Genomic DNA, 21,385 nt, shown 5'->3' on the forward strand with positions numbered 1-21,385 from the left:
AGCCCAAAGCAAAAATACTCTTAATGTTCAAATAAACAGCAAACAATGCTTTCTTATTTCCAATTTTTTTTGCTCATAATCCCACACAACATCCCTCGATATAAAACATGACAAGTGACAAAATTATTATTTATTGTTTTTTTGTATAAAAAGAATTCACTTTTAGATAAAACCTTGATATTGTCAAGTTAATGAAATTTAAAGAGATTTGTATAACCATGAAAAATATTAACCTGAAAGCACTACACCATCATCATCATATGACGTGATCTTTCATGGAGTAAAAAATGCAGACTAAAATGAAAATCGTATATTGGTCAAATTTATCTAAAGAAGAAAAAATTCAATTACTTACCCGTCCTGCGATGCTTAATAACACACAAATTCGCCAGCAAGTTAACACCATTATCAAGACGATTCGTAAAAAAGGTGATGACGCTTTATTTGACTACACAGAACGCTTTGATAACTACACCATAAATAAGAATATAAAAAAAACAAAAGAAGATATTATACAAGCAACTCAGCGCCTTGACTGTAATATTAAAACAGCAATAAAGAGTGCATATCAACAGGTTCTCAAATTTCACCAAGCCCAACAAACACCAACCATCCGCGTAGAAACATTACCGGGTGTCATCTGTGAGATGCACACTCATGCTATTGCATCGGTTGGTTTATATATCCCAGGAGGGAGCGCGCCACTACCTTCAACGGTGATAATGACAGCAACACCTGCGCAAATTGCCGGCTGTTTGCGCATTGTATTATGCTCTCCGCCACCGATTGCGGATGAAATTCTCTATGCTGCATCTCTATGTGGCGTGAATGAAATTTATAGCGTTGGTGGCGCGCAAGCTATTGCAGCGCTCGCTTACGGCACCACCAGCATTGCCTCTGTGGACAAAATATTTGGCCCAGGCAATGCTTATGTTACCGAAGCTAAACGTCAAGTTAGCAGTGATTTAAAAGGTGCCGCTATTGATATGCCTGCGGGCCCTTCAGAAGTATTAATCATTGCCGATAAAGATGCAGATGCAACTTTTATTGCGGCCGACCTGTTATCACAAGCCGAACATGGGCATGACTCACAAGTTATTTTAGTCACCCCAAGCAAAGCGCTTGCCCAACAAACCTTAATTGAAATAAAACAACAACTGCACGTTTTAACACGTCGTGATATTGCCCAACAAGCTTTAGCAAACAGCGTATGTATTATTAGTGACGATATTGCACAAGCCATTCGTATATCCAACCGCTATGCCCCCGAGCATTTAATTGTGCAATGTGAAAATGCTCGTGATTTATTACCCCAACTTAAAAATGCTGGCTCTATTTTTTTAGGTCAATGGACCCCAGAGGCTGTCGGTGATTATGCAAGTGGCACCAATCACGTATTACCCACCTACGGTGCGGCGCGCACTTATTCAAGTTTAGGCTTAGCTGATTTTATGCGCAGGTTTAGCGTACAAGAGGTGAGTTGCCAAGGCTTACGTCATCTTGCACCAACGGTGACCTGTCTTGCAGATGCCGAAGGCCTAGATGCACATAAATATGCCGTTACGATTCGTCTCGACAAATTAATTGCACAGGAAGTTAACCATGAATCCGATTAAATGCTTAGCCCGAAAAAACATACAATCTTTAACCCCTTACCTTTCGGCTAGGCGCATTGGTGGCAGTGGTGAAATTTGGCTTAATGCTAATGAAGCACCTGATTGTAGCGTTTATCAATTAGAAGATCAGCATTTCAATCGTTATCCCGAATTCCAGCCGGCTCAATTGATCCATGCCTATGCAAAATATGCATCAGTTAAAAACGAGCAAATATTGAGCACTCGTGGTGCAGATGAAAGTATTGAATTATTAATTCGCACCTTTTGTGAACCCAATCAAGACCGAATTATAATTTGTCCTCCAACTTATGGAATGTATGCCATTAGCGCGCAAACATCCGCAGTCGGTGTTTGTGAGATTGCCTTAGATACTGATTTTAATGTTGACTATAAAGCCATTGAACAAACACTGTTAAATGAAAAAAATAATATAAAAATCGTTTTTTTATGCTCGCCGAATAATCCCAGTGCAAATATGCTCGATAAAGTACAATTAATTAATTTATTACATAGTGCAAAAAATAAAGCTCTGATTGTTATTGATGAAGCGTATATTGAATTTTGCAATGTACAAACGCTGGTCAATTTAATTGCTGAGCATGAAAATTTAGTGATCTTACGTACTTTATCCAAAGCCTTTGCCCTCGCCTCCATTCGTTGTGGGTTTAGTCTCGCACAAGAACATATTATCAATATGCTCGCAAAAGTCATTGCTCCGTATCCCATACCTTCACCCGTAGCGAAAATTGCGACACAAGCTCTCTCAACACAGGGCATACAAACGATGCTTACCCGCGTTGCATTACTGAATAAAAACCGTCAAATACTCTATCAAGCTCTGCAAGCTCTCCCCTGTGTCGACACAATATTTTGTAGCACCGCTAACTTTTTGTTAGTACGTTTTAATGATGCACCAACCGTTTTTAATGCATTGCATCAAGCGGGAATTGTAATGCGTGACTTTTCTAATCAACCACGTTTACACAACTGCATTCGTATCAGTATTGGCTCAAAAGCTGAGATGACAGCCACTCTCTCTATTTTAAATTCTCTTTAGGAGCATCATATGAACAAGCAAAAATTTCTTTTTATTGATAGAGACGGCACGTTAATTGATGAGCCAAATATCGATAAACAAGTCGATAGCTTAGAGAAACTTGTTTTTGAAAAGGATGTTATTCCAAGCTTATTAAATTTACAAAAAGCAGGATTTGTTTTAGTACTCATTTCTAATCAAGATGGTCTTGGATCAGCAAGTTACCCGCAAGCTGACTTTGATTTGGCACAGAACAAAATGATAGAAATATTCACCTCACAAGGTGTACATTTTGAAAATATTCTAATTTGCCCTCACTTAGCGAGTGATAATTGTACCTGTCGTAAGCCTCATCTGGGCTTGGTTCGTGGATACCTTAAATCTGGGCGCATTGATTTCACCCATTCTTATGTTATTGGTGATCGGAATACCGATATCGAGTTAGCTGAAAACATGGGCTTAACCGGAATTCTTTATCATAAAAAAATTAATTCTTGGCGCGCTATTGTCAATCAGTTAACTCAAATCAAACGTTATGCATCGGTTATGCGATGTACAAAAGAAACCGAGATTTACGTTTCTGTCGATTTAGATAACCAAGGTGAAAATAACATCAATACCGGCATTGGTTTTTTTGATCATATGCTCGACCAGATCGCAACACATGCCGGATTTAAAATGCAAGTGGCCGTAACTGGCGACTTACATATTGATGATCATCACAGCATTGAAGATACAGCTTTAGCTTTAGGTGAAGCGCTAAATAAAGCACTGGGTGATAAACGAGGAATTGGTCGATTTGGTTTTGTCTTGCCCATGGATGAAACTAAAGCAAGTTGCACTTTAGATTTATCTGGGCGTCCTTATCTTAAATTTTCGGCGACTTTTCCTCGTGCCATCGTAGGTACTATGTGCACTGAAATGGTTGAACATTTTTTCTACTCATTGAGCCAAAGTATGCATGCCACACTGCATATGGACGTGACCGAAGGTAATACCCACCATATGGTCGAAGCATTATTTAAAACATTTGGACGCACTTTGCGTCAAAGTATTCAAATAGTCGATACTACATTGCCATCGAGTAAGGGTGTTTTATGATTGTTATCATTGATACAGGATGCGCTAATCTAGCGTCTTTAAGATTTGCCATTGAACGTTTAGGTTATAAAGTTTGTATCAGCTCTGATGCAAAGATACTAACGCAAGCGAGTAAACTTTTTTTACCCGGTGTTGGCACCGCGAGCGAAGCCATGAAAAACTTAACCGCGAAAAATTTAATTGCACCGATTAAAGCTCTCACACAACCTGTTTTAGGTATCTGCCTTGGTATGCAACTTATGATGCAATGCTCAGAAGAGAACGGGTCAACATCAAAGCCAGTAAAAACATTAGGCATTATTAAAGGTGCAATAAAAAAGATGCACGTTACCCCTTTACGCCTGCCACATATGGGTTGGAATAAAGTTCACGCACGTGAAAATGAAGCGCTTTTTAAAAACATTCCTACTGATAGCTATTTCTATTTTGTACACAGTTATGCACTAGGCCCCCATAAAAATAGCCGAGCAAATTGTGAATATGGCGCAACATTTAGCGCCACTATTCAACAAAATAATTTTTATGGTGTGCAATTTCATCCTGAGCGCTCCGCATCTGTCGGATCCCAATTAATAAAAAACTTTTTGGAACTATAAAATGATTATTCCTGCATTAGATTTAATTGATGGCAAAGTCGTACGTTTATACCAAGGTGATTATTCCCAGAAAAAAGTTTATGCCAATGACGCTCAAAGTCTTTTCCATCTTTATCAAAAAGAAGGTGCAAATTGGTTGCACCTTGTAGATTTAGATGGCGCAAAAGACAGCAGTAAACGTCAATTTAAAAGCATCTCGGCTCTGATTAGAAATACAAATGCCAACATTCAAATTGGAGGGGGTATTCGTACCGAAGACGATGTGATAAACCTTTTAAAGATAGGAGCAAAACGCGTTGTTATTGGATCCCTTGCTGTGCAACAACCAAGACTGGTTGCTTCCTGGTTACACAAATATGGCCCTGAGAAGATTGTCTTAGCCTTAGATATTAATATTGACGCACAAGGCAATAAAATGATCGCAATTTCAGGTTGGCAAGAAAAGAGCAAACAAAGTATTCGCTCTTTACTTGAGATTTATTTACCCCTTGGTTTAATACATGTGCTCTGCACTGACATTTCAAAAGATGGCACTTTACATGGATCTAATGTCTCACTTTATCAAGAACTCAGTAGTGCTTACCCACAAATACAATGGCAAGCATCAGGTGGCATTGGTCATTTAAATGATATCCGTGCGGTTGCAAATTCTGGAGTCTCGGCCGTTATCATTGGACGCGCTCTTCTCGAAGATAAATTTAATGTGCGCGAGGCAATACAATGCTGGTAAAAAACACATCACAAATAATGATTATATACATTAAAAATAAGGTGACGTTATGTTAGCCAAAAGAATTATTCCTTGCTTAGATGTACGAAATGGAATGGTGGTCAAAGGCGTACAATTTCGAGATCATAAAATTGTAGGCGATATTTTAACGCTTGCGCAGCGCTATGCTGAACAAGGGGCAGATGAATTGGTTTTTTATGATATCAGCGCAAGCACAGATAACCGTGTTGTTGATAAAAGTTGGGTAAGGCGTGTTGCAGAAGTGATTGATATTCCCTTTTGTGTTGCAGGTGGCATCAAAACATTACACGATGCACAACAAATTTTACAATTTGGCGCCGATAAAATATCCATCAATAGCCCCGCTTTAAATGACCCGAATTTAATAAATAAACTCAGTGAAAAATTCGGAGTGCAATGTATCGTTATTGGAATTGACTCGTTTTTTGATGTTAAAAGTGGCCAATATCACGTGAAACAATTTACCGGTGATGAAAAAAAAATACGCACGACAAAGTGGAACACTCTTGACTGGATATCTGAAGTGCAGAAACGTGGTGCAGGAGAGATAGTCCTAAATGTCATGAATAATGATGGCGTACGCAATGGTTACGATATTGCACAATTAAGCAAAGCACGTAGCCTTTGCCATGTGCCACTTATTGCCTCAGGAGGCGCAGGGAAAATGTCTCATTTTAGTGATGTTTTTAAACAAAGTGACGTTGATGGCGCCTTAGCTGCCAGTGTTTTTCATCAACAGATTATAGATATTCACACCTTAAAAACTTACCTTAAACAACAACAAATAGAGATCCGCTCATGACCCGTAAATTAATGGATGAACAACAATTTAACGCCCTCAACTGGGAAAAAGTCAATAATCTTATGCCCGTTATTGTACAAAACCGTGATTCGGGAAAAGTACTCATGCTCGGTTATGTTAATCAACAAGCATTAACGCATACCCTTCACTCAGGTAAAATGACTTTTTTTAGTCGAAGTAAACAGCGCTTATGGCGCAAAGGGGAACAGTCGGGTAATTTTCTAAATGTCATTGAAATAAGCAGTGATTGCGATAACGATTCACTGCTTGCACTTGTTGAGCCTATTGGCCCTACCTGTCACTTAAATACGGAAAGTTGTTTTAAGAATAAAGAAAAACTCGCTCTTAGTTTTTTTGCCGATCTAGAAAAAATTGTGGCAAGTCGCAAAGGCGCAGATCCTAAAAGTAGCTATAGCGCAAGCTTATATGCACAAGGCACGAAACGTATTGCGCAAAAAGTAGGGGAAGAAGGCGTTGAAGTAGCTTTGGCAGCCATGGGAAAAGATCGGGATGAACTCACGAATGAAAGCGCAGATCTTATCTATCATCTCATTGTGTTATTACAAAATGAAGGTTTAAACCTACAAGATGTTGCATGCAAACTCCAACAACGTCATCAAATATCTAAAGAATAATTATTTAAAGCCCGAGCTTTCCATCTCGGGCTTCAGCGTCTTGAATAATGCATAATTTAAGCTCATGTAATATGCATATTTCCTAAAATTCGACATAAAAACACTTATTGGCGTAACAACACACTGACATCACTATGTTCAAAAATTTTACCATGATTATCTAATATCATGGTTTGCTTATCAGACAATTTATCGCCTTGTAATGTTAATTGTTGTTTAAAATCACGCATTTTAGCATTTTTTAACATAAAGGGAGATTGAATCAATTGCCAATCTCCCTTTTCAATACTCGCGTGTACATCAAAAACAAATGCCTTTTCCTGGTTGACCGCCACACTGCCCCCCGCAAGTACACAAACACCTCGAGGGATAGCTAATGAACGCATCACACTATTATTGTTTGCATCCCACATCCAATATCCAGTTTCACAATGGATGATTTTATTATCACTCCGACGCTGCACTTGTTGCATATAATGAACTGCGCTGATGCTTTGTTCTTCGGCATTGCTCACTTCACCAGCGGCACTAAATGTAATACTTTCATAATACAGCGAGGTTTGGAGTCCATCGGGATCAAGCGCGACACCAAGGCCTTTTTTACCACTCCACGTACCTATTAATCCCGTCAACGGACCATAATTAACACTGTCAGATTTGTTCATATATTACCCCAAAATAAAGAATAAACGCTTACACTAAACTCAATCTGATATATGCACACTTTAAATATGGTTATATGTGTATTCATTAACTAAAAATGCACTGAACTTCACATATTATTGATATTTAATCCTGCTTATTTATTAAGTGCCCGATAAAACTAATATATACATAATTATTTAAAAACACATGCGTGGCACGCATAAAAAAGATAATACATCTCGGCTTTATCGGCGATAATCTAAATTTAGCACATGCACATATAGCGTATTAAAATACGTTAAAAACCGAGATAACAGCTCTCTTTTCTAGCAACAAACAAGTAAAAAAAGCGCAAGGAATGTGCTCTTTGAGGAGTTATGGATAAGAGAAAAATAAGCTCCCCTACCCCTTTGTTTGTCATGATCTAGTGGATTTTAGAGAATTAATATTTTCATATTAAGGCCGACTTTAATGCACTTTATTTATACGAATGTAGGATAATTAGAAGCCCTCAATGCTTTGTTTTGGGCTTCTACATTAAAATCACACATCTAGACTAATGAGTGACCCTTTATTGCAATTTTTGCTCGAACATAAAGATATTATTTGCGCAAGAGCGTACTGCCATCCGTATGCTCAAAAATCTTACCATAAATATCTAAGAGCATGGTTTGCTTATAAGATAATGTATCCCCATTCAGCGTCAATTGTTGCGCATAATGTGTCATTTTCGCTTTTTTTAACATGAAGGGGGATTGAATCAATTGCCAATCTCCTTTTTCAATACAAGCTTGTACATCAAAAACCAACATGTTTTCTTGGTTTTTGATCACATTTCCACCCGCGAGCACACACATACCTCGCGGAATAGTTAACGAATGCATCACACTATTATCCTTTGTACCCCACATCCAATAGCCAGTTTCACGATGAATCACTTTATTGTTACTAATTCGGCAAACTTGCTGTATATAATGAACCGCGCTAAGACATTGTTCTTCTGCATTACAGACCTCACCCGCTTCACTAAACGTAATATTTTCATAATAAAGATTAGTCTCTGTTCCATCTGGCTCAGGCGCAATATCCGTGCCTTTTTCCCCATGCCAATCGCCGATTAACCCCGCCAATGGTCCATAATTAACACTGCCATCTTTACTCATACTTTGACCTCAAAATAAATATAGATAGATAGATAATAATCATTCTATCTTATACAAAGCACACTTTAAATCGCATCGTTTTTTAAAAATCGCGAACTTGATGTCGATGAGCATGAAATAAAACACAAAGCAGTGTAAAATAAGCCGAAATTATAGGAGATAAGCAAATGATCACTTTAAGCCTTACCCGCCCTGACGATTGGCACTTACATCTACGCGATGGAGATGTACTTAACGACACCGTCGAAGACAGTAGCCGTTATATGGGACGCGCCATTATAATGCCAAATACCGTCCCGCCTATCTGTACAACAGATTTAGCACTAGCCTATAAAAAACGTATTATGGCAACTAACCCCTCTGCCTCTTTTACTCCACTAATGACTCTTTATTTAACCGATAATACAACACCTGAAGAGATCCGTAAGGCAAAAGAGTCTGGATTTATCTATGCGGCAAAGCTATATCCTGCAGGCGCTACGACAAATTCAGATTCGGGGGTCACTTCAACTGATAAAATTAAAGATGTATTACAAACAATGCAAACACTTGGCATGCCTTTACTCGTTCACGGTGAAGTCACTGCGAACGATGTAGACATTTTTGACCGTGAAAATGAATTTTTAGAACAAGTTTTAAGACCCTTAATTAAAGAATTCCCTAAACTTAAAATTGTACTCGAACATATTACTACCGCCGAGGCGGTCAAGTTTGTAAATAACGCCGGATCTAACGTAGCAGCAACGATAACACCGCATCATTTATTATTTGAGCGTAATGACATGTTAGTCGGTGGCATAAAACCCCATTTTTATTGTCTACCTATCCTAAAGCGTAAACGTCATCAACAAGCATTAATCGCAGCCGCAACGAGTGGCTCTCCACAGTTTTTCTTAGGTACCGATTCCGCTCCCCATACACAACAAACGAAAGAGTCAGCATGTGGTTGTGCCGGATCATACAGCGCGTTTGCACCTCTTGAATTATATGCAGAGGTATTTGATAACGCTGGCGCTTTAGAAAAACTGGAAGCTTTTGCAAGTTTTTATGGCCCAGACTTTTATGAACTGCCTCGAAATATTGATAAAATAACATTACAAAAGAAAGCATGGCAAGTGCCTAAAGAGCTCAACTTTGGTAAAGATAAAGTGATACCGGTTAAAGCCGGTGAAACATTATCGTGGCAAGTCGTTATTTAGTCTATCCAAAGGCCTACGTATAAAATAGGCCTTTGTTTTAATCATGCTTACGCATCAAATTTTGGCATTTTTTTCAAATAGCGAGTCAATAAAACAATACGAACACCATTAACACGCCCTTCAATATGTTCTGGATTATCGGTTAATGAAATATTACGTACCGGCGTACCGCGTTTCGCTGTAAAATTACCACCTTTAACATCTAAATCTTTAATCAACGTAACATTATCTCCAGAGACTAAAACACTGCCATTCGAGTCACGCGTCGGGACAACATCTTCGATGTTATCGGCAGCAACACCATACTCAGCCCAAGCCATTACACCCTCATCAAGGTACATCATATCTAATAAGTCTTGCGCCCAGATATGCGCTTTAGCTAAACGCGTTAATAAACGAAAAGCGGTCACTTGCACTGCTGCGACTTGACTCCACATGCAGTCATTTAAACAGCGCCAATGATCACTGTTCATTTCGATCGTTTTATTAAGTTGTGACTCACAGGTCTGGCACACTAAAATAGATTTATCTGAATTGTGCTCTTTGACCGGAGGTACTTCAAAAACAACTAAACCTTTTTTTTCACTACACAGTTCACAAGAAGCGTTACTACGCTCATTAAGCGCCGTTAAAATGGGCATAATTTAATACCTTAATATAAATGATGAATTTAAAAAAACCGCATTATGCGCGTATTTCGATACGGCGGCAAATGCTAACGTAGCAACACATTAAAATGACACCATTATAAAAATAATATTGCTTACCTAAATGCACAAAGCACGTTAAAATGATGTTCAGATTAATTTATCTCTTATATTAGGCAATATTCTATGAATGAACTACTCAGCATTGCAAACCAAAACTTAGTTTTGCACCGCCATCCAAAAAACAAAAAAGAAACTCTGCAAGCATGGGACTCTGCTGATGAATATTTGATCAATTATTTTATGGATAACCATCTGGAAGAAAAACTAGAAGGAGAGGAACAACTCCTTATCCTTAATGATGGATTTGGCGCATTAAGTTGTTTTTTTAATGACATTAAGCGCACGACAATCACTGACTCGTATCTGTCTCTTAGTTCGATTAAACTTAATATGCAACGTAATAGATGTATTGAATCACATCTATTATTACAAGATAGCTTACAATCTTTCCCTGAAAACATTAAAGTTGTTCTGATAAAGATCCCGAAAACAAATGCCTACCTTGAGTTTTTATTACAAAAACTACAAGGGAAGATTTCAGCAGACACTATCGTGATTGCAGCGGGCAAAGTCAACATGATCCATAACTCAACACTGCAACTCTTTGAACAATATATAGGCACCACGAAAACATCTCTTGCTAAGAAAAAATCCCGTCTTATTTTTAGCCAAGTCGATGCAAAAAAAGAAGTCGAAGAAAAAGACATCGCTGTTACCTGGGAAATAGAAAAACAGCAATGGAAAATCCATAATCATGCGAATGTTTTTTCACGTAATCATCTCGACATTGGTGGTCGCTACTTAATGGATAATTTACCTGAAGGTGATTTTAGTAAAGTTGTCGATTTAGGTTGTGGTAACGGTATTGTCGGCATGGCGGCATTGCAACAATATACAGATGCCCAAGTTACTTTTATTGATGAATCTTATATGGCCGTTGATTCTGCTCGTATTAACACATTAAAAAACTTTGAAGAAGAGCGCAGTGATAATGCACGCTTTGTTGTAAATAATGGACTTGTTGGTTTTAAAGCGCGTAGCTACGATCTTATTTTATGCAACCCTCCTTTCCATCAACAACAAACTATCACAGATAATATTGCTTGGAGCATGTTTAACGATGCCTATTTTTGTTTGCAAGATGGTGGGGAGCTAGTCATCGTTGGCAATCGTCATTTAGATTACCAAGATAAACTAACCCGTATTTTTGGACACTGTGAATTAGTCACTGAAAACCAAAAATTTGTGATATTACGAGCCATTAAAGAAAGCTAATGCCCCTTAATTATCTCAAAAAAAACGGATCCTAGGATCCGTTTTTTTATGTTTAATAAAATTAAAAACACAAACGATATAAACTTTCAATACAAGTTATTTTGTCTAAACTCACTTTAACAATCTGCCCTTGCCGAAAGGTTTTTCTTGACGTAATAGGGTGTGTCACATCCACTAATAAACATAATGCAAAATGTTCATCACAATCAATCACAAAATATTTTGCCCTGACATTTGACTCCGCAGAAGTTAAATAAACACATTCTCTGCTTTCTATATATGATACATCTTGACTCTGAGTCTGAGTCTGAGTCTGAAATAACCAACTCTTGGGCATAATCGGTTTATGGAATAATGTCACGGCCAAAATGTGTAAAATAATATGACAAATTTGCTCATCAGAATATTCATCGACAGAAAATTGCTCACTCAGTAATGAGTAATTTGCAACATCATCAAGACTAAAATACAGTGTCTTTTGCGGAAAGGGGATAAACATTCGCGCTTGATACACGATATCGACACTGTGTTCACCCATTAAAACTTTTACACTGTTATCCTCTGTATCAACGCTCCATTGCCAATTAGCTTGAGGTAAAGAAACCATTAGTCCTTCCTTCGTCTGTGACTTTTATTCATCCATATCATTGATTGTAGACTAATATTATTCATTCACTTTCAGTCTACAATCACATCTAAATCGGTTTTCTTCTAAATATTATTGATTATATTTTTGACTAATTTAGGTCCATGATAAATAAAACCACTATATATTTGAACTAAACTTGCACCTGCATTTATTTTCTCTTTTGCTGCAATCACACTGTCAATTCCCCCTACTCCAATGATAGGAATTTTACCGTGTAAATGTAAGGCAAACTTTTTAATGACTTCTGTACTCTTACTTTGTAATGGACGACCACTTAAACCTCCCGTTTCACCCGCGTGTGACATACCTTGGATCATGCTTCTGTCTAACGTCGTATTGGTTGCTATTAGGCCATCTATTTTATATTTTAATAACGCATTGGCAATCGACTCTATTTCTGTATCACTCAAATCAGGCGCTACTTTTAATGCTAAAGGCACATATTTATTATGCTTTTTACATAACTCTGTTTGGCGCTCTTTAAGTGCTTCGAGTAATTCATCTAACGCATCTCCATACTGTAGTGAACGTAATCCTGGCGTATTAGGGGAGGATATATTAACGGCAATATACCCTGCATACTGATAAACTTTATCCATACAAATAAGGTAATCATTTTTACCTTCATCTACAGGCGTTGCACGATTTTTACCGATATTAATACCGATAACACCTTTATAATTACTCTCTTTAATTTTAGTAATCAGTTGATCTACACCCTCATTATTAAACCCCATGCGGTTAATGATACCCTCTGACTCTAAAACCCGAAATAAACGAGGTAATTCATTACCTTCCTGCGCAACAGGCGTCACCGTACCGACTTCAACATGACCGAACCCCATTGAACCAAATGCATCTATACATTCTCCATTTTTATCCAGTCCGGCAGCAAGGCCAAGGACATTTGGAAAGGTTATCCCCATCACTGTCAATGGACGATCTTGTACTTTTTGACGGTAAAACATATCTAATAAAGTACCATGCGTTAATTTTAATTGTTTAATAGAAATTTCATGAGCTTTTTCTGGTGAAAGCATAAATAAAAAATAGCGCATAATGCGATAAAACATAATAAAAACCTTATTTAAATGAATAGACTATGGTGTACTCATTATACCGCTTATTCACGCTCAGATGAAGTAATATGCAACGTTTGATAAGCATGAACACGTATTCGCCAACCTTTTAACCAGTGAGATTCATCGTTGGAAGCATTTTTCACTCGCCGTGTTAATAGCTCATCTGCGCTAAAAGAAAAAACGCGCAAAGGATTTTTATAATGAATAGGCATATTTAATAACACTTGCTTTAGCCCCCAACCCTGCCCTTGATATGTTTCATTAGCAAGTAACCCTTCCCCTTTAAAATTAACATAATCTAAAAGTGCAAAAACCCCTTCCGGCATTGCGATGAGCCGTTGAACATTTTCTTGTATACGCAGTTTCTCTTGCGCTGTTGCACTGCTCAATATAGCAGGAATACTTGCCGTTAAACGTTGTGCAATAAAGGCTGCTTGTAAACGCAATTGCTGATTTAACAGTGTGCGTAATTTTGTTAATTGAGGTTTATCAAATTGCGCATAAAATTGTTGCCGAGTTTTCCAGGGCGCAAGTTTAGCGTTCACAAGCCAAGGAGGCAAAATAACGCCGTGTGCGGTAAAATAACGGAGTAATTGTGGAAACTGTTCTTTAAACGGACCTTTATTTTGAGTAGGATACCAAATAAAATGACCGATCCCCAAAGAAGGGAAAGCTTCACCTACATTCCAATGCGTTAGATTTTTTATTTTTTGCCCCCCCTCATTTTTCCAAATAAGTGAGCCCAATATATCTAATTGCTGAGCATTTAATCTGAGTGAAAATTTATCTGAAGCAAAGCTAAAAGAGCTAAATAGTAATAAAAAAAAGATAACAAGCCGAGTCATTAGGCTTCCTTATGTTATTTAAAATAAAACTTAGACAACAAAATGAAACCCCATACTTTCCATTATCTCATCACGTTTTTGCTGCGTTGAAATTTGTAAGTAAGCATTGAGCGCACCCTGTTGCTTATAACTCGGTTGATCATAACCTAACGTTTGGTATAGCGTATCTTTCTGTGTGTCAGAGAGCTCCTTTGAGAATTGAGATGATGGAGACTTTTTGCCAATCGGTGCAAGTTCACTTTTTGGCGCAGATGTGATTTTTTTAAAGTCATTACTTGGCTGCATTTTTAATGGTTTTAACAGCGAGTTTGCACTCTTAATCACATTCATAGCCTTCCCTATCTGCCCATCTCGATATTATTATTTTCCGGGTAGTTTTTTCCACGTGACGGTATCACGTAGATAAACTGGCAAAGCATCTTCTGGAAATTGCGTTTGATGCATTTCAATACCCTTTTCAACTTGTTTCAACATAAAACGAGCACCCGGATACTCTATATCCAACATTTTTAAATTTGAAAAATATGTTTCTAATTCCGGGTAAGCCTTCCAGCCCGTACCAACCAAACAAATTGGTCCATCTACATTTAATTTTAAAGCTAGCAAATCTGAAGGGTGAATAACTCGCTCTACATCGACAAGTGTCATTAATTCACCATCATATCGATAATGCGCAAAATAAACTTCTCCCATTCGGGCATCAATCGCCGCATATACCTCTTTGACCTGTTCTACTTCATATGCTTGCTGCGCCATTGCTTGCAGTGTTGAAACACCTAGCATTTTTTTATCAATGCCAAATGCTAGTCCTTGAGCAATACTAATACCAATTCTAACTCCCGTAAAACTACCCGGTCCTCGACCATAAGCAATCACATCAATATCATTTAAAGAAATATTAGCTTCTTTTAATATTAATTCAATCGTTGGCAATATTTTACGAGTATGCTCACGTGGAGCGAGCATAAAATGATCACTTATTATGTTTTTTTGTTCGTTTTTTATAAGTAATGCAACGGAGCATGCTTCTGTTGATGTATCAACACATAACACTTTTAATGTTTTAGTCATTTTTAACCTGTTTATTATCTTTTAATCAATATTTTTTAAAAATTCAATCGCGTTTTTTAAAGATCTCGTTCGGGGCATAGCGGGTAAGCTATTTAAGAAAAGATCACCATATTTCCGTGTTACTAAACGATTATCACAAACAATCAATACCCCTTTATCTTTCTCAGCACGGATCAAACGGCCGATGCCTTGCTTAAATGCAATAACAGCTTGAGGTAGTTGCACATCAAAAAAGGGATCTTTGCCTTTTAATCGCGCATCTTCAATGCGAGCTTTCAATAATGGTTCCTCGGGCGAGCTAAATGGCAATTTATCAATGATCACACAAGACAATGTTTGACCACGAACATCTACGCCTTCCCAGAAGCTATTCGTTGCCACCAATAAAGCATTACCATGCTCTACAAACTCTTTTAATAATGCTTGTTTACTTTTTTCTCCTTGTAATAATACAGGCAAAGTTAAGGTTTGTCGAAATCCTATCGCAAGCTGATTCATCATGGCGTGGCTAGTACAAAGAAAAAAACAACGGCCCTTACTCGCGCGAATAACGGGTGCCAATTCCTCAACAAGTTTATTCGCCAAACCCGGCGTTCCAGGTTCCGGTAATAGCCGAGGAACAACAAATAAAGTTTGCTCGGCATAATTAAACGGACTACTTAATTGTACAGCTTTACTCTTTTGTAAGCCAAGCAACTCCATGAAATGTGTAAATTCACCTTTTACGGATAATGTCGCAGAAGTAAAAATCCAAGCTGCATTTTTTTTATTACATTCCAGTTGAAAACGCGTTGCCACACTCAATGGAGTAATATGCAACGTGACGTGCTGCGCCGAACAATCAAACCAATAGCTAAACCCACTACTATTCACATCATTTAATTTTTTAAATAGAAGACTAAAGGTCGCTAAACGTTCAAAACAATGATCTAATAATTCACTTTTTCCTAAACGCTCTAATAATACGGCATTTAAAAATTGCATTACTTGTAATAAGCGTTGTACATGTAACTGCATTAAACGTTGCTTTGATTTTTCACGCCAACTTCCGGTACCTTTATCCATCGCAAAAGCTAAACGAAAATCAAGTGCTGAAACACGTAATTGGTCTGCAGCTTTCGCCATCTGTTTCGCTTCACGAAGTTCCATACGATAAACAAAATCAATATCTTTAGCTAAGTCAATTAATTGCCGTGTCGAAAGCGACTCTCCAAAATAAATACTAGCAATATCTGGCAATTGATGCGCTTCATCAAAAATATACACCTTTGCTTCTGGAATAAGCTCACCAAATCCTGTTTCCTTAACCGCCAAATCCGCAAAGAAAAGGTGATGATTGATAACCAACAAGTCCGCCTGCATCGCTTTTTTTCTAGCTTGTACAATAAAACAATCTTCAAAACAAGGACATTCACGGCCTAAACAATTATCATTATTACTAGTAATGGCAGACATAATAAAAGCATCTTCAGCTAAAAAATCAATTTCTGAGACATCCCCCATTTTTGTTTTCAACGACCAGTTTTTTATTTTAACCAATGTTATTTGTAATGCTTTTTCTTTTCTCTGACTCTCTAGCATAAAGCGATTTAAACGCTCTCTACAAAGATAATTACTGCGCCCTTTTAATAAACTTACCGAACCCGTAAATCCGGTTGCTTCAATTAAAAGAGGCAAATCTTTTAAATATAATTGTTCTTGAAGTGCCTTACTACCCGTTGAGATAATAATCGAAGCATCATTATCTTTATTGTAAGAGAGTAGTGCCGGCGCAAGGTACGCAAATGTTTTTCCCGTACCCGTTTCAGCTTCGACTAATAATTGTGTTTTTTTATCAATTGCAGAGGCAACTTCTTCCGCCATTTCAACTTGTGCTTCACGAGGAATATAATGCGTTAATTTTTGACTTAAGGCGCCATGCTTTGCAAAAAAAGATGAAATCAAATGATATTGCTCTTGATGGACGAATAATTATCTGTATTCTACGTGAGTTAGCACAAATTAATAAGAAGAATATACGATGTATAATTTATCGGGTAAATTAGGTGTTGAATTCAAAACCATACATGCAATGGTTAATATTTATTGTCAACACGAGCATCGCACAAAGAAAATATGTGAACACTGTCAGACCTTTTTAAGCTATGCCAACAAAAAATTAGATAGGTGTCCTTACGGACAAATAAAACCAATCTGTAGTAAATGCCCTATTCATTGTTATAAAAAGAAACAGCGTGAACAAGCACAAGTTATCATGCGCTATGCAGGCCCCAAAATGTTACTTTGGCACCCGCTACTAGCATTTAAACATCTTGTGGGAAAAAAGCACCCTATCCCTAAAAGAGTGCCCGAAAAAGCATCGCATCGTCACCATAGAAAATTAAACGGTTCAAAACCCGCCAATATTAAACGGTGACATCTATCTCAGTGCCTTTACTCTTGTTTTGTTCCTCCGATGACTCTGCATGGGAATTTGCGCCCTGCTTTGTTTCTATTTGTTTTAATGAATGCACACTTTCAGCGACGTCTTCAGGAGAGCAGTTATTCTCCTGTTTAGACGCTTTATATTTTTTCACTTTATGATTAACTATTTTTTCTCCATTAATCGATTGGAAAATGGCATTCGGAGGAATAAATTGGGTGATCAAATGTTGACTCATAAAACCTCCTTTTCTTTTATATCGGCTGTATTTATGATTTCTTGATACTTTTAAAATAACAAATCTTTTATTGACTCTAAAATAGAGTCCTCGGTTTATGCTTTAATCAAATGCATCACTAATTTAACGCGATTGTCTTTTATAAAAGCCACGGATTTCATTAACGGTTGACTTAGCCGTCTAGATGTCTTAATGTCTATAGTAATCAATATACAATAATTTTTGAGTGGATATGATAAAAATTCAAAATGTACATAAAATATTTTATCAAGGAGAAAAAAAAATCTCCGCTTTACAAGATATTAATTTAAATATTTCACAGGGTTGTATTTATGGTGTGATAGGCGCATCGGGTGCCGGAAAAAGCACATTGATCCGCTGTGTTAATTTATTAGAGCGTCCAACTATCGGAAGCGTAATAGTTGATGGTGTCGATTTAACGGCTTTATCCGCACATAAACTTACCCTTGCTCGACGTAAAATTGGTATGATTTTCCAACATTTCAATTTACTTTCATCGCGTAATGTTTTTTATAATATCGCTTTACCGCTTGAACTTGCAGGCACCGATAAAGAAACTATTCATATAAAAGTAAATGCTTTACTCAAATTAGTTGGCTTAATGGATAAAAAAACAACCTATCCTGCCAATTTAAGTGGCGGACAAAAACAACGCGTCGCTATCGCCCGTGCATTAGCCTCTGATCCTAAAGTATTATTATGTGATGAAGCAACAAGCGCACTCGACCCAGCAAGCACCCTTTCTATTCTGAACTTATTGCGTAAAATAAATAAAACATTAAACATCACTATTTTATTAATAACCCATGAAATGGCCGTTGTTAAAGGCATATGCCATGAAGTGGCTATTATTGGTGATGGCAAATTAGTTGAACATGGCAAAGTTGGTGATATCTTTGCTCACCCAAAAACAACCTTAGCACGTGATTTTATACGCTCAACATTAAATTTAACGATTCCAGAAGACTACCAAGTACGTTTACATGCAACTCACATTCCTAATAGCTACCCACTACTACGCTTAGAATTTACGGGAAAATCTGTTGATGTACCAATAATCAGTCAAATAGCAAGAAAATTTAACATTGATATCAACATATTAAGCTCCAACATGGATTATGTAGGAGGGCTTAAATTCGGTTTAATGTTAGCCGAGATATTGGGCGAACCGGAAGCTGCAATAGAAGCCATCGCATTTTTAAAAGAGAACAAAATAGAAGTCGAGGTATTAGGATATGTCGTTTAATTTCATTCTTCAATGGTGGGAAAGTAATGCTCCCATGATACAGCTACTTATCGATGCACTCGGGCAAACCTTAAATATGGTATTTGCTTCTGGTCTTATTGGTTTTGCTCTTGGCATCCCATTAGGTGTTCTACTCCACGTGAGTAAGAAAAAAGGTCTACTTGAAAATCATATATTAAATAAAGTATTGGGTATTATTGTTAATATTGGCAGATCTATCCCTTTTATTATTCTATTAGTTGCCATTATTCCCTTTACTCGCTTTTTAGTTGGTAGCTCAATAGGCACAGCTGCCGCCATTGTACCTTTAACCATTGGCGCAATCCCTTTTATAGCGCGCCTTGTAGAAGGCGCTCTATTAGAAGTGCCAAGCGGTTTAGTTGAAGCCGCACAAGCAATGGGAGCGACGCCTTTACAAATAATTTGCAAAGTCTTATTACCCGAAGCACTACCGGGTATTATTAATGGAATTATCATTACCTTAGTGACACTCGTTGGATACTCAGCAATGGCTGGAACAGTCGGTGGTGGTGGACTCGGCGATGTCGGTATTCGCTATGGCTATCAACGATTTGATGCAGGTGTTATGCTGATCACGGTGATTATGCTGGTTATTTTAGTACAAATTATTCAATCCCTTGGCGATCATCTGGTCAAACGCTTTGATCATCGTTAAAAAACACTTCGTTAATACAAAAAGGAACATCATATGACATTAAACATTAAATCTATTTTAACCGTTGTAGGTCTCGCCTCATGCATTGCCTTAACTGGGTGTAATGATAACAAAGAAAAAATTGTCGATAATAATAAAATAAGCATCGCAGTGATTGCCGGAGCGGAAGCACAAATTGCAGAAATCGCAGCAAAAGTTGCCAAAGAAAAATATGGGTTAGAAGTAAACATCATTACCTTTTCTGATTATATTACACCGAATGCAGCGCTCGACGAAGGCTCGGTTGATGCCAACGTGTTTCAGCATAAACCTTATTTAGATCAGCAAATTAAAGATCGTAACTATGCTTTTTCGATTGCGGGAAATACCTTTGTTTACCCTATTGCAGGTTACTCAAATAAAATAAAATCTTTAGATGAGCTACAAGATGGAGCGCAAATATCTGTTCCCAGTGACCCTTCAAACTTAGGACGCTCTCTCATTTTACTTGAAAAACAAGGCCTTATTCGTTTAAAAGAAGGTTCAGGTTTAAATGCAACGGTACTCGATATTATTGAAAACCCAAAGCATTTAAAAATAGTAGAGCTTGAAGCTGCACAGTTACCACGCTCACTCGATGATGTCGTCCTTGCAATTATTAATACGACTTACGCAAGTAGCATTAATCTTGCTCCTGAAAAAGATGGTCTGTTTGTTGAAGAGAAAGATTCACCTTACGTTAATTTAATTGTTGCACGTACTGATAATGTTAATGCACTCAATGTACAAACATTTGTAAAAGCATATCAATCCGAAGAAGTATACCAAGGTGCACTTGAAATCTTTAAAGATGGTGTCGTAAAAGGCTGGTAAATAGAACTTAAATCTCTCTACTTTATAGCCTCACCAAAGCTTTCGGTCATAAAAGTTTGACCGCCGAAAGCTTTGGATAACTCCTCTCCTCCCATCCCTAGGATATTACCCATCACCACTCATGTAGGCGAATAGATAAGCCATTAATAAAACATTAACTTTTTTAAAAATAATTTAGACCTCGATCCTTATTCGTTGAAATACAAAATAGAAGATGATTATAAATAACCGTGCGATAAAAAATAGTAAGATATTACCTCCTATATTTTAAAAGCGTGTGTTTGCTCTTTATCAAATTCTTCATCCATCATTTTTTAACTGTTTCCTTGAGTTACTAAACGGCTTACTTTATCTATTTGTACTACTTTAACCTACTAATAATATCGCTTGTTTCATGGTCACTAACTGCATAATATAACCTAACCAAGCCAAAGCACCGACAAAAGAAAGCCATTGCATATAACGAGATTTTTGAGCATCTAAAGCCACATGAACAATAAACAAATAAACCACAAATGCCATCATTTTTTCTAGCATCCAAAAGCCAGAATGCACAAAAGGGTCAATGTTTAAAAGCCAAAGTAATGCCATACCAAAAACTAAAATCGCTAAATTAAAACATAATAGTATTTTTTTAAAAATAACCTTTTGTGCGTTTTTATGCCCCCATTGTAACCAAAAAAAGTTAAGCATAAACAAGATAAGCGCAATTAAAATTAAGGTTAAATGCGCATGTTTTAAAAAAGCATACATA

The 21,385-nt window shown here is 37.3% G+C and carries 24 protein-coding genes; 13 read left to right on the plus strand and 11 right to left on the minus strand.

The features are described 5' to 3' along the window. Positions 1–287 precede the first annotated feature (287 nt). Genes hisD through hisIE form a run of 7 tightly spaced genes read left to right on the plus strand, consistent with a single transcriptional unit; the run spans position 288 to position 6,537 of the window. The gene (hisD, locus tag B8W84_RS04325; RefSeq protein ID WP_257797908.1) at positions 288–1,616 is read left to right on the plus strand and encodes a histidinol dehydrogenase; all 1,329 of its coding nucleotides are present in this window, start codon (positions 288–290) and stop codon (positions 1,614–1,616) included. Further along, complete coding sequence (hisC, locus tag B8W84_RS04330; protein WP_094752076.1) at positions 1,603–2,673, plus strand: histidinol-phosphate transaminase; 1,071 nt, start codon at positions 1,603–1,605, stop codon at positions 2,671–2,673. The genes hisD and hisC overlap by 14 nt, the downstream gene beginning before the upstream one ends. A gap of 9 nt (positions 2,674–2,682) precedes the next feature. Continuing rightward, a complete protein-coding gene (gene hisB / locus B8W84_RS04335; protein ID WP_094752077.1) occupies positions 2,683–3,753 on the plus strand; it encodes a bifunctional histidinol-phosphatase/imidazoleglycerol-phosphate dehydratase HisB in 1,071 nt (356 codons plus the stop codon). Next, the gene (hisH, locus tag B8W84_RS04340) at positions 3,750–4,349 is read left to right on the plus strand and encodes an imidazole glycerol phosphate synthase subunit HisH (protein ID WP_094752078.1); all 600 of its coding nucleotides are present in this window, start codon (positions 3,750–3,752) and stop codon (positions 4,347–4,349) included. Before hisB ends, hisH begins: the two co-directional genes overlap by 4 nt. 1 nt (position 4,350) lies before the next feature. Then, on the plus strand, positions 4,351–5,079 hold the full coding sequence (gene hisA, locus B8W84_RS04345; RefSeq protein ID WP_094752079.1) for a 1-(5-phosphoribosyl)-5-[(5-phosphoribosylamino)methylideneamino]imidazole-4-carboxamide isomerase: 729 nt from the start codon (positions 4,351–4,353) through the stop codon (positions 5,077–5,079). 49 nt (positions 5,080–5,128) lie between these two features. After that, positions 5,129–5,902 (plus strand): imidazole glycerol phosphate synthase subunit HisF, encoded by a 774-nt coding sequence (hisF, locus tag B8W84_RS04350; RefSeq protein WP_094752080.1) that lies wholly within the window; start codon positions 5,129–5,131, stop codon positions 5,900–5,902. Further along, the gene (hisIE, locus tag B8W84_RS04355) at positions 5,899–6,537 is read left to right on the plus strand and encodes a bifunctional phosphoribosyl-AMP cyclohydrolase/phosphoribosyl-ATP diphosphatase HisIE (protein ID WP_094752081.1); all 639 of its coding nucleotides are present in this window, start codon (positions 5,899–5,901) and stop codon (positions 6,535–6,537) included. Before hisF ends, hisIE begins: the two co-directional genes overlap by 4 nt. Before the next feature lie 104 nt (positions 6,538–6,641). Here the strand turns inward: hisIE and B8W84_RS04360 are convergent, their stop codons facing one another. Next, positions 6,642–7,202 (minus strand): heme-binding beta-barrel domain-containing protein, encoded by a 561-nt coding sequence (locus tag B8W84_RS04360; protein ID WP_094752082.1) that lies wholly within the window; start codon positions 7,200–7,202, stop codon positions 6,642–6,644. A gap of 582 nt (positions 7,203–7,784) precedes the next feature. Further along, the gene (locus B8W84_RS04365) at positions 7,785–8,345 is read right to left on the minus strand and encodes a heme-binding beta-barrel domain-containing protein (RefSeq protein WP_094752083.1); all 561 of its coding nucleotides are present in this window, start codon (positions 8,343–8,345) and stop codon (positions 7,785–7,787) included. Positions 8,346–8,512: 167 nt separating this feature from the next. Here B8W84_RS04365 and pyrC point away from each other — a divergent pair, with 167 nt between their 5' ends. Then, entirely contained in the window at positions 8,513–9,544 is a 1,032-nt protein-coding gene (gene pyrC, locus B8W84_RS04370; protein WP_094752084.1) for a dihydroorotase, read from the plus strand. A gap of 47 nt (positions 9,545–9,591) precedes the next feature. Here the strand turns inward: pyrC and B8W84_RS04375 are convergent, their stop codons facing one another. Further along, positions 9,592–10,185, minus strand: coding sequence for a PhnA domain-containing protein (locus tag B8W84_RS04375; RefSeq protein ID WP_094752085.1), 594 nt, complete (start codon positions 10,183–10,185; stop codon positions 9,592–9,594). Between the two features lie 192 nt (positions 10,186–10,377). Here B8W84_RS04375 and B8W84_RS04380 point away from each other — a divergent pair, with 192 nt between their 5' ends. Further along, positions 10,378–11,529 carry a methyltransferase gene (locus B8W84_RS04380; protein ID WP_094752086.1) on the plus strand — a complete coding sequence of 384 codons (1,152 nt, stop codon included), beginning with the start codon at positions 10,378–10,380 and terminating at the stop codon, positions 11,527–11,529. Positions 11,530–11,590: 61 nt separating this feature from the next. Here the strand turns inward: B8W84_RS04380 and B8W84_RS04385 are convergent, their stop codons facing one another. From B8W84_RS04385 to B8W84_RS04410, 6 genes are all read right to left on the minus strand, one after another. Next, complete coding sequence (locus B8W84_RS04385; protein ID WP_094752087.1) at positions 11,591–12,136, minus strand: cell division protein ZapC domain-containing protein; 546 nt, start codon at positions 12,134–12,136, stop codon at positions 11,591–11,593. 104 nt (positions 12,137–12,240) lie between these two features. Beyond that, a complete protein-coding gene (gene pyrD / locus B8W84_RS04390) occupies positions 12,241–13,251 on the minus strand; it encodes a quinone-dependent dihydroorotate dehydrogenase (RefSeq protein ID WP_094752088.1) in 1,011 nt (336 codons plus the stop codon). A gap of 50 nt (positions 13,252–13,301) precedes the next feature. Next, positions 13,302–14,105, minus strand: a complete 804-nt coding sequence (locus tag B8W84_RS04395) for a hypothetical protein (RefSeq protein ID WP_094752089.1) — start codon at positions 14,103–14,105, stop codon at positions 13,302–13,304. 30 nt (positions 14,106–14,135) lie between these two features. Next, a complete protein-coding gene (locus B8W84_RS04400) occupies positions 14,136–14,435 on the minus strand; it encodes a hypothetical protein (RefSeq protein ID WP_094752090.1) in 300 nt (99 codons plus the stop codon). 30 nt (positions 14,436–14,465) lie between these two features. Then, the gene (gene tsaB / locus B8W84_RS04405; RefSeq protein WP_094752091.1) at positions 14,466–15,176 is read right to left on the minus strand and encodes a tRNA (adenosine(37)-N6)-threonylcarbamoyltransferase complex dimerization subunit type 1 TsaB; all 711 of its coding nucleotides are present in this window, start codon (positions 15,174–15,176) and stop codon (positions 14,466–14,468) included. Positions 15,177–15,197: 21 nt separating this feature from the next. Then, on the minus strand, positions 15,198–17,120 hold the full coding sequence (locus B8W84_RS04410; RefSeq protein WP_094752092.1) for an ATP-dependent DNA helicase: 1,923 nt from the start codon (positions 17,118–17,120) through the stop codon (positions 15,198–15,200). A 76-nt stretch (positions 17,121–17,196) separates the two neighbouring features. On the opposite strand from B8W84_RS04410, the gene B8W84_RS04415 reads away from it, so the two are divergent. After that, positions 17,197–17,592, plus strand: coding sequence for a nitrous oxide-stimulated promoter family protein (locus B8W84_RS04415; protein ID WP_094752093.1), 396 nt, complete (start codon positions 17,197–17,199; stop codon positions 17,590–17,592). On the opposite strand, the gene B8W84_RS04420 is transcribed toward B8W84_RS04415, so the two are convergent. After that, a complete protein-coding gene (locus B8W84_RS04420; protein WP_094752094.1) occupies positions 17,582–17,836 on the minus strand; it encodes a hypothetical protein in 255 nt (84 codons plus the stop codon). The two genes, B8W84_RS04415 and B8W84_RS04420, sit on opposite strands and share 11 nt — an antisense overlap. Positions 17,837–18,068: 232 nt before the next feature. Between B8W84_RS04420 and metN the strand changes: the two genes are divergently transcribed. The 3 genes from metN to metQ are packed head-to-tail and all read left to right on the plus strand — an operon-like array spanning position 18,069 to position 20,631. After that, a complete protein-coding gene (gene metN / locus B8W84_RS04425) occupies positions 18,069–19,103 on the plus strand; it encodes a methionine ABC transporter ATP-binding protein MetN (protein ID WP_094752095.1) in 1,035 nt (344 codons plus the stop codon). Continuing rightward, on the plus strand, positions 19,093–19,779 hold the full coding sequence (locus tag B8W84_RS04430; RefSeq protein WP_094752096.1) for a methionine ABC transporter permease: 687 nt from the start codon (positions 19,093–19,095) through the stop codon (positions 19,777–19,779). The genes metN and B8W84_RS04430 overlap by 11 nt, the downstream gene beginning before the upstream one ends. Positions 19,780–19,812: 33 nt before the next feature. Continuing rightward, positions 19,813–20,631, plus strand: a complete 819-nt coding sequence (gene metQ, locus B8W84_RS04435; protein WP_094752097.1) for a methionine ABC transporter substrate-binding lipoprotein MetQ — start codon at positions 19,813–19,815, stop codon at positions 20,629–20,631. Between the two features lie 366 nt (positions 20,632–20,997). Here metQ and B8W84_RS04440 read toward each other — a convergent pair whose 3' ends face one another. Continuing rightward, positions 20,998–21,384 carry a SirB2 family protein gene (locus B8W84_RS04440; RefSeq protein WP_094752098.1) on the minus strand — a complete coding sequence of 129 codons (387 nt, stop codon included), beginning with the start codon at positions 21,382–21,384 and terminating at the stop codon, positions 20,998–21,000. Position 21,385 lies beyond the last annotated feature (1 nt).

Origin of the sequence: Psychromonas sp. CD1 (genome assembly GCF_002239585.1) — a bacterium.
Taxonomy (GTDB): Bacteria; Pseudomonadota; Gammaproteobacteria; order Enterobacterales; family Psychromonadaceae; genus Psychromonas.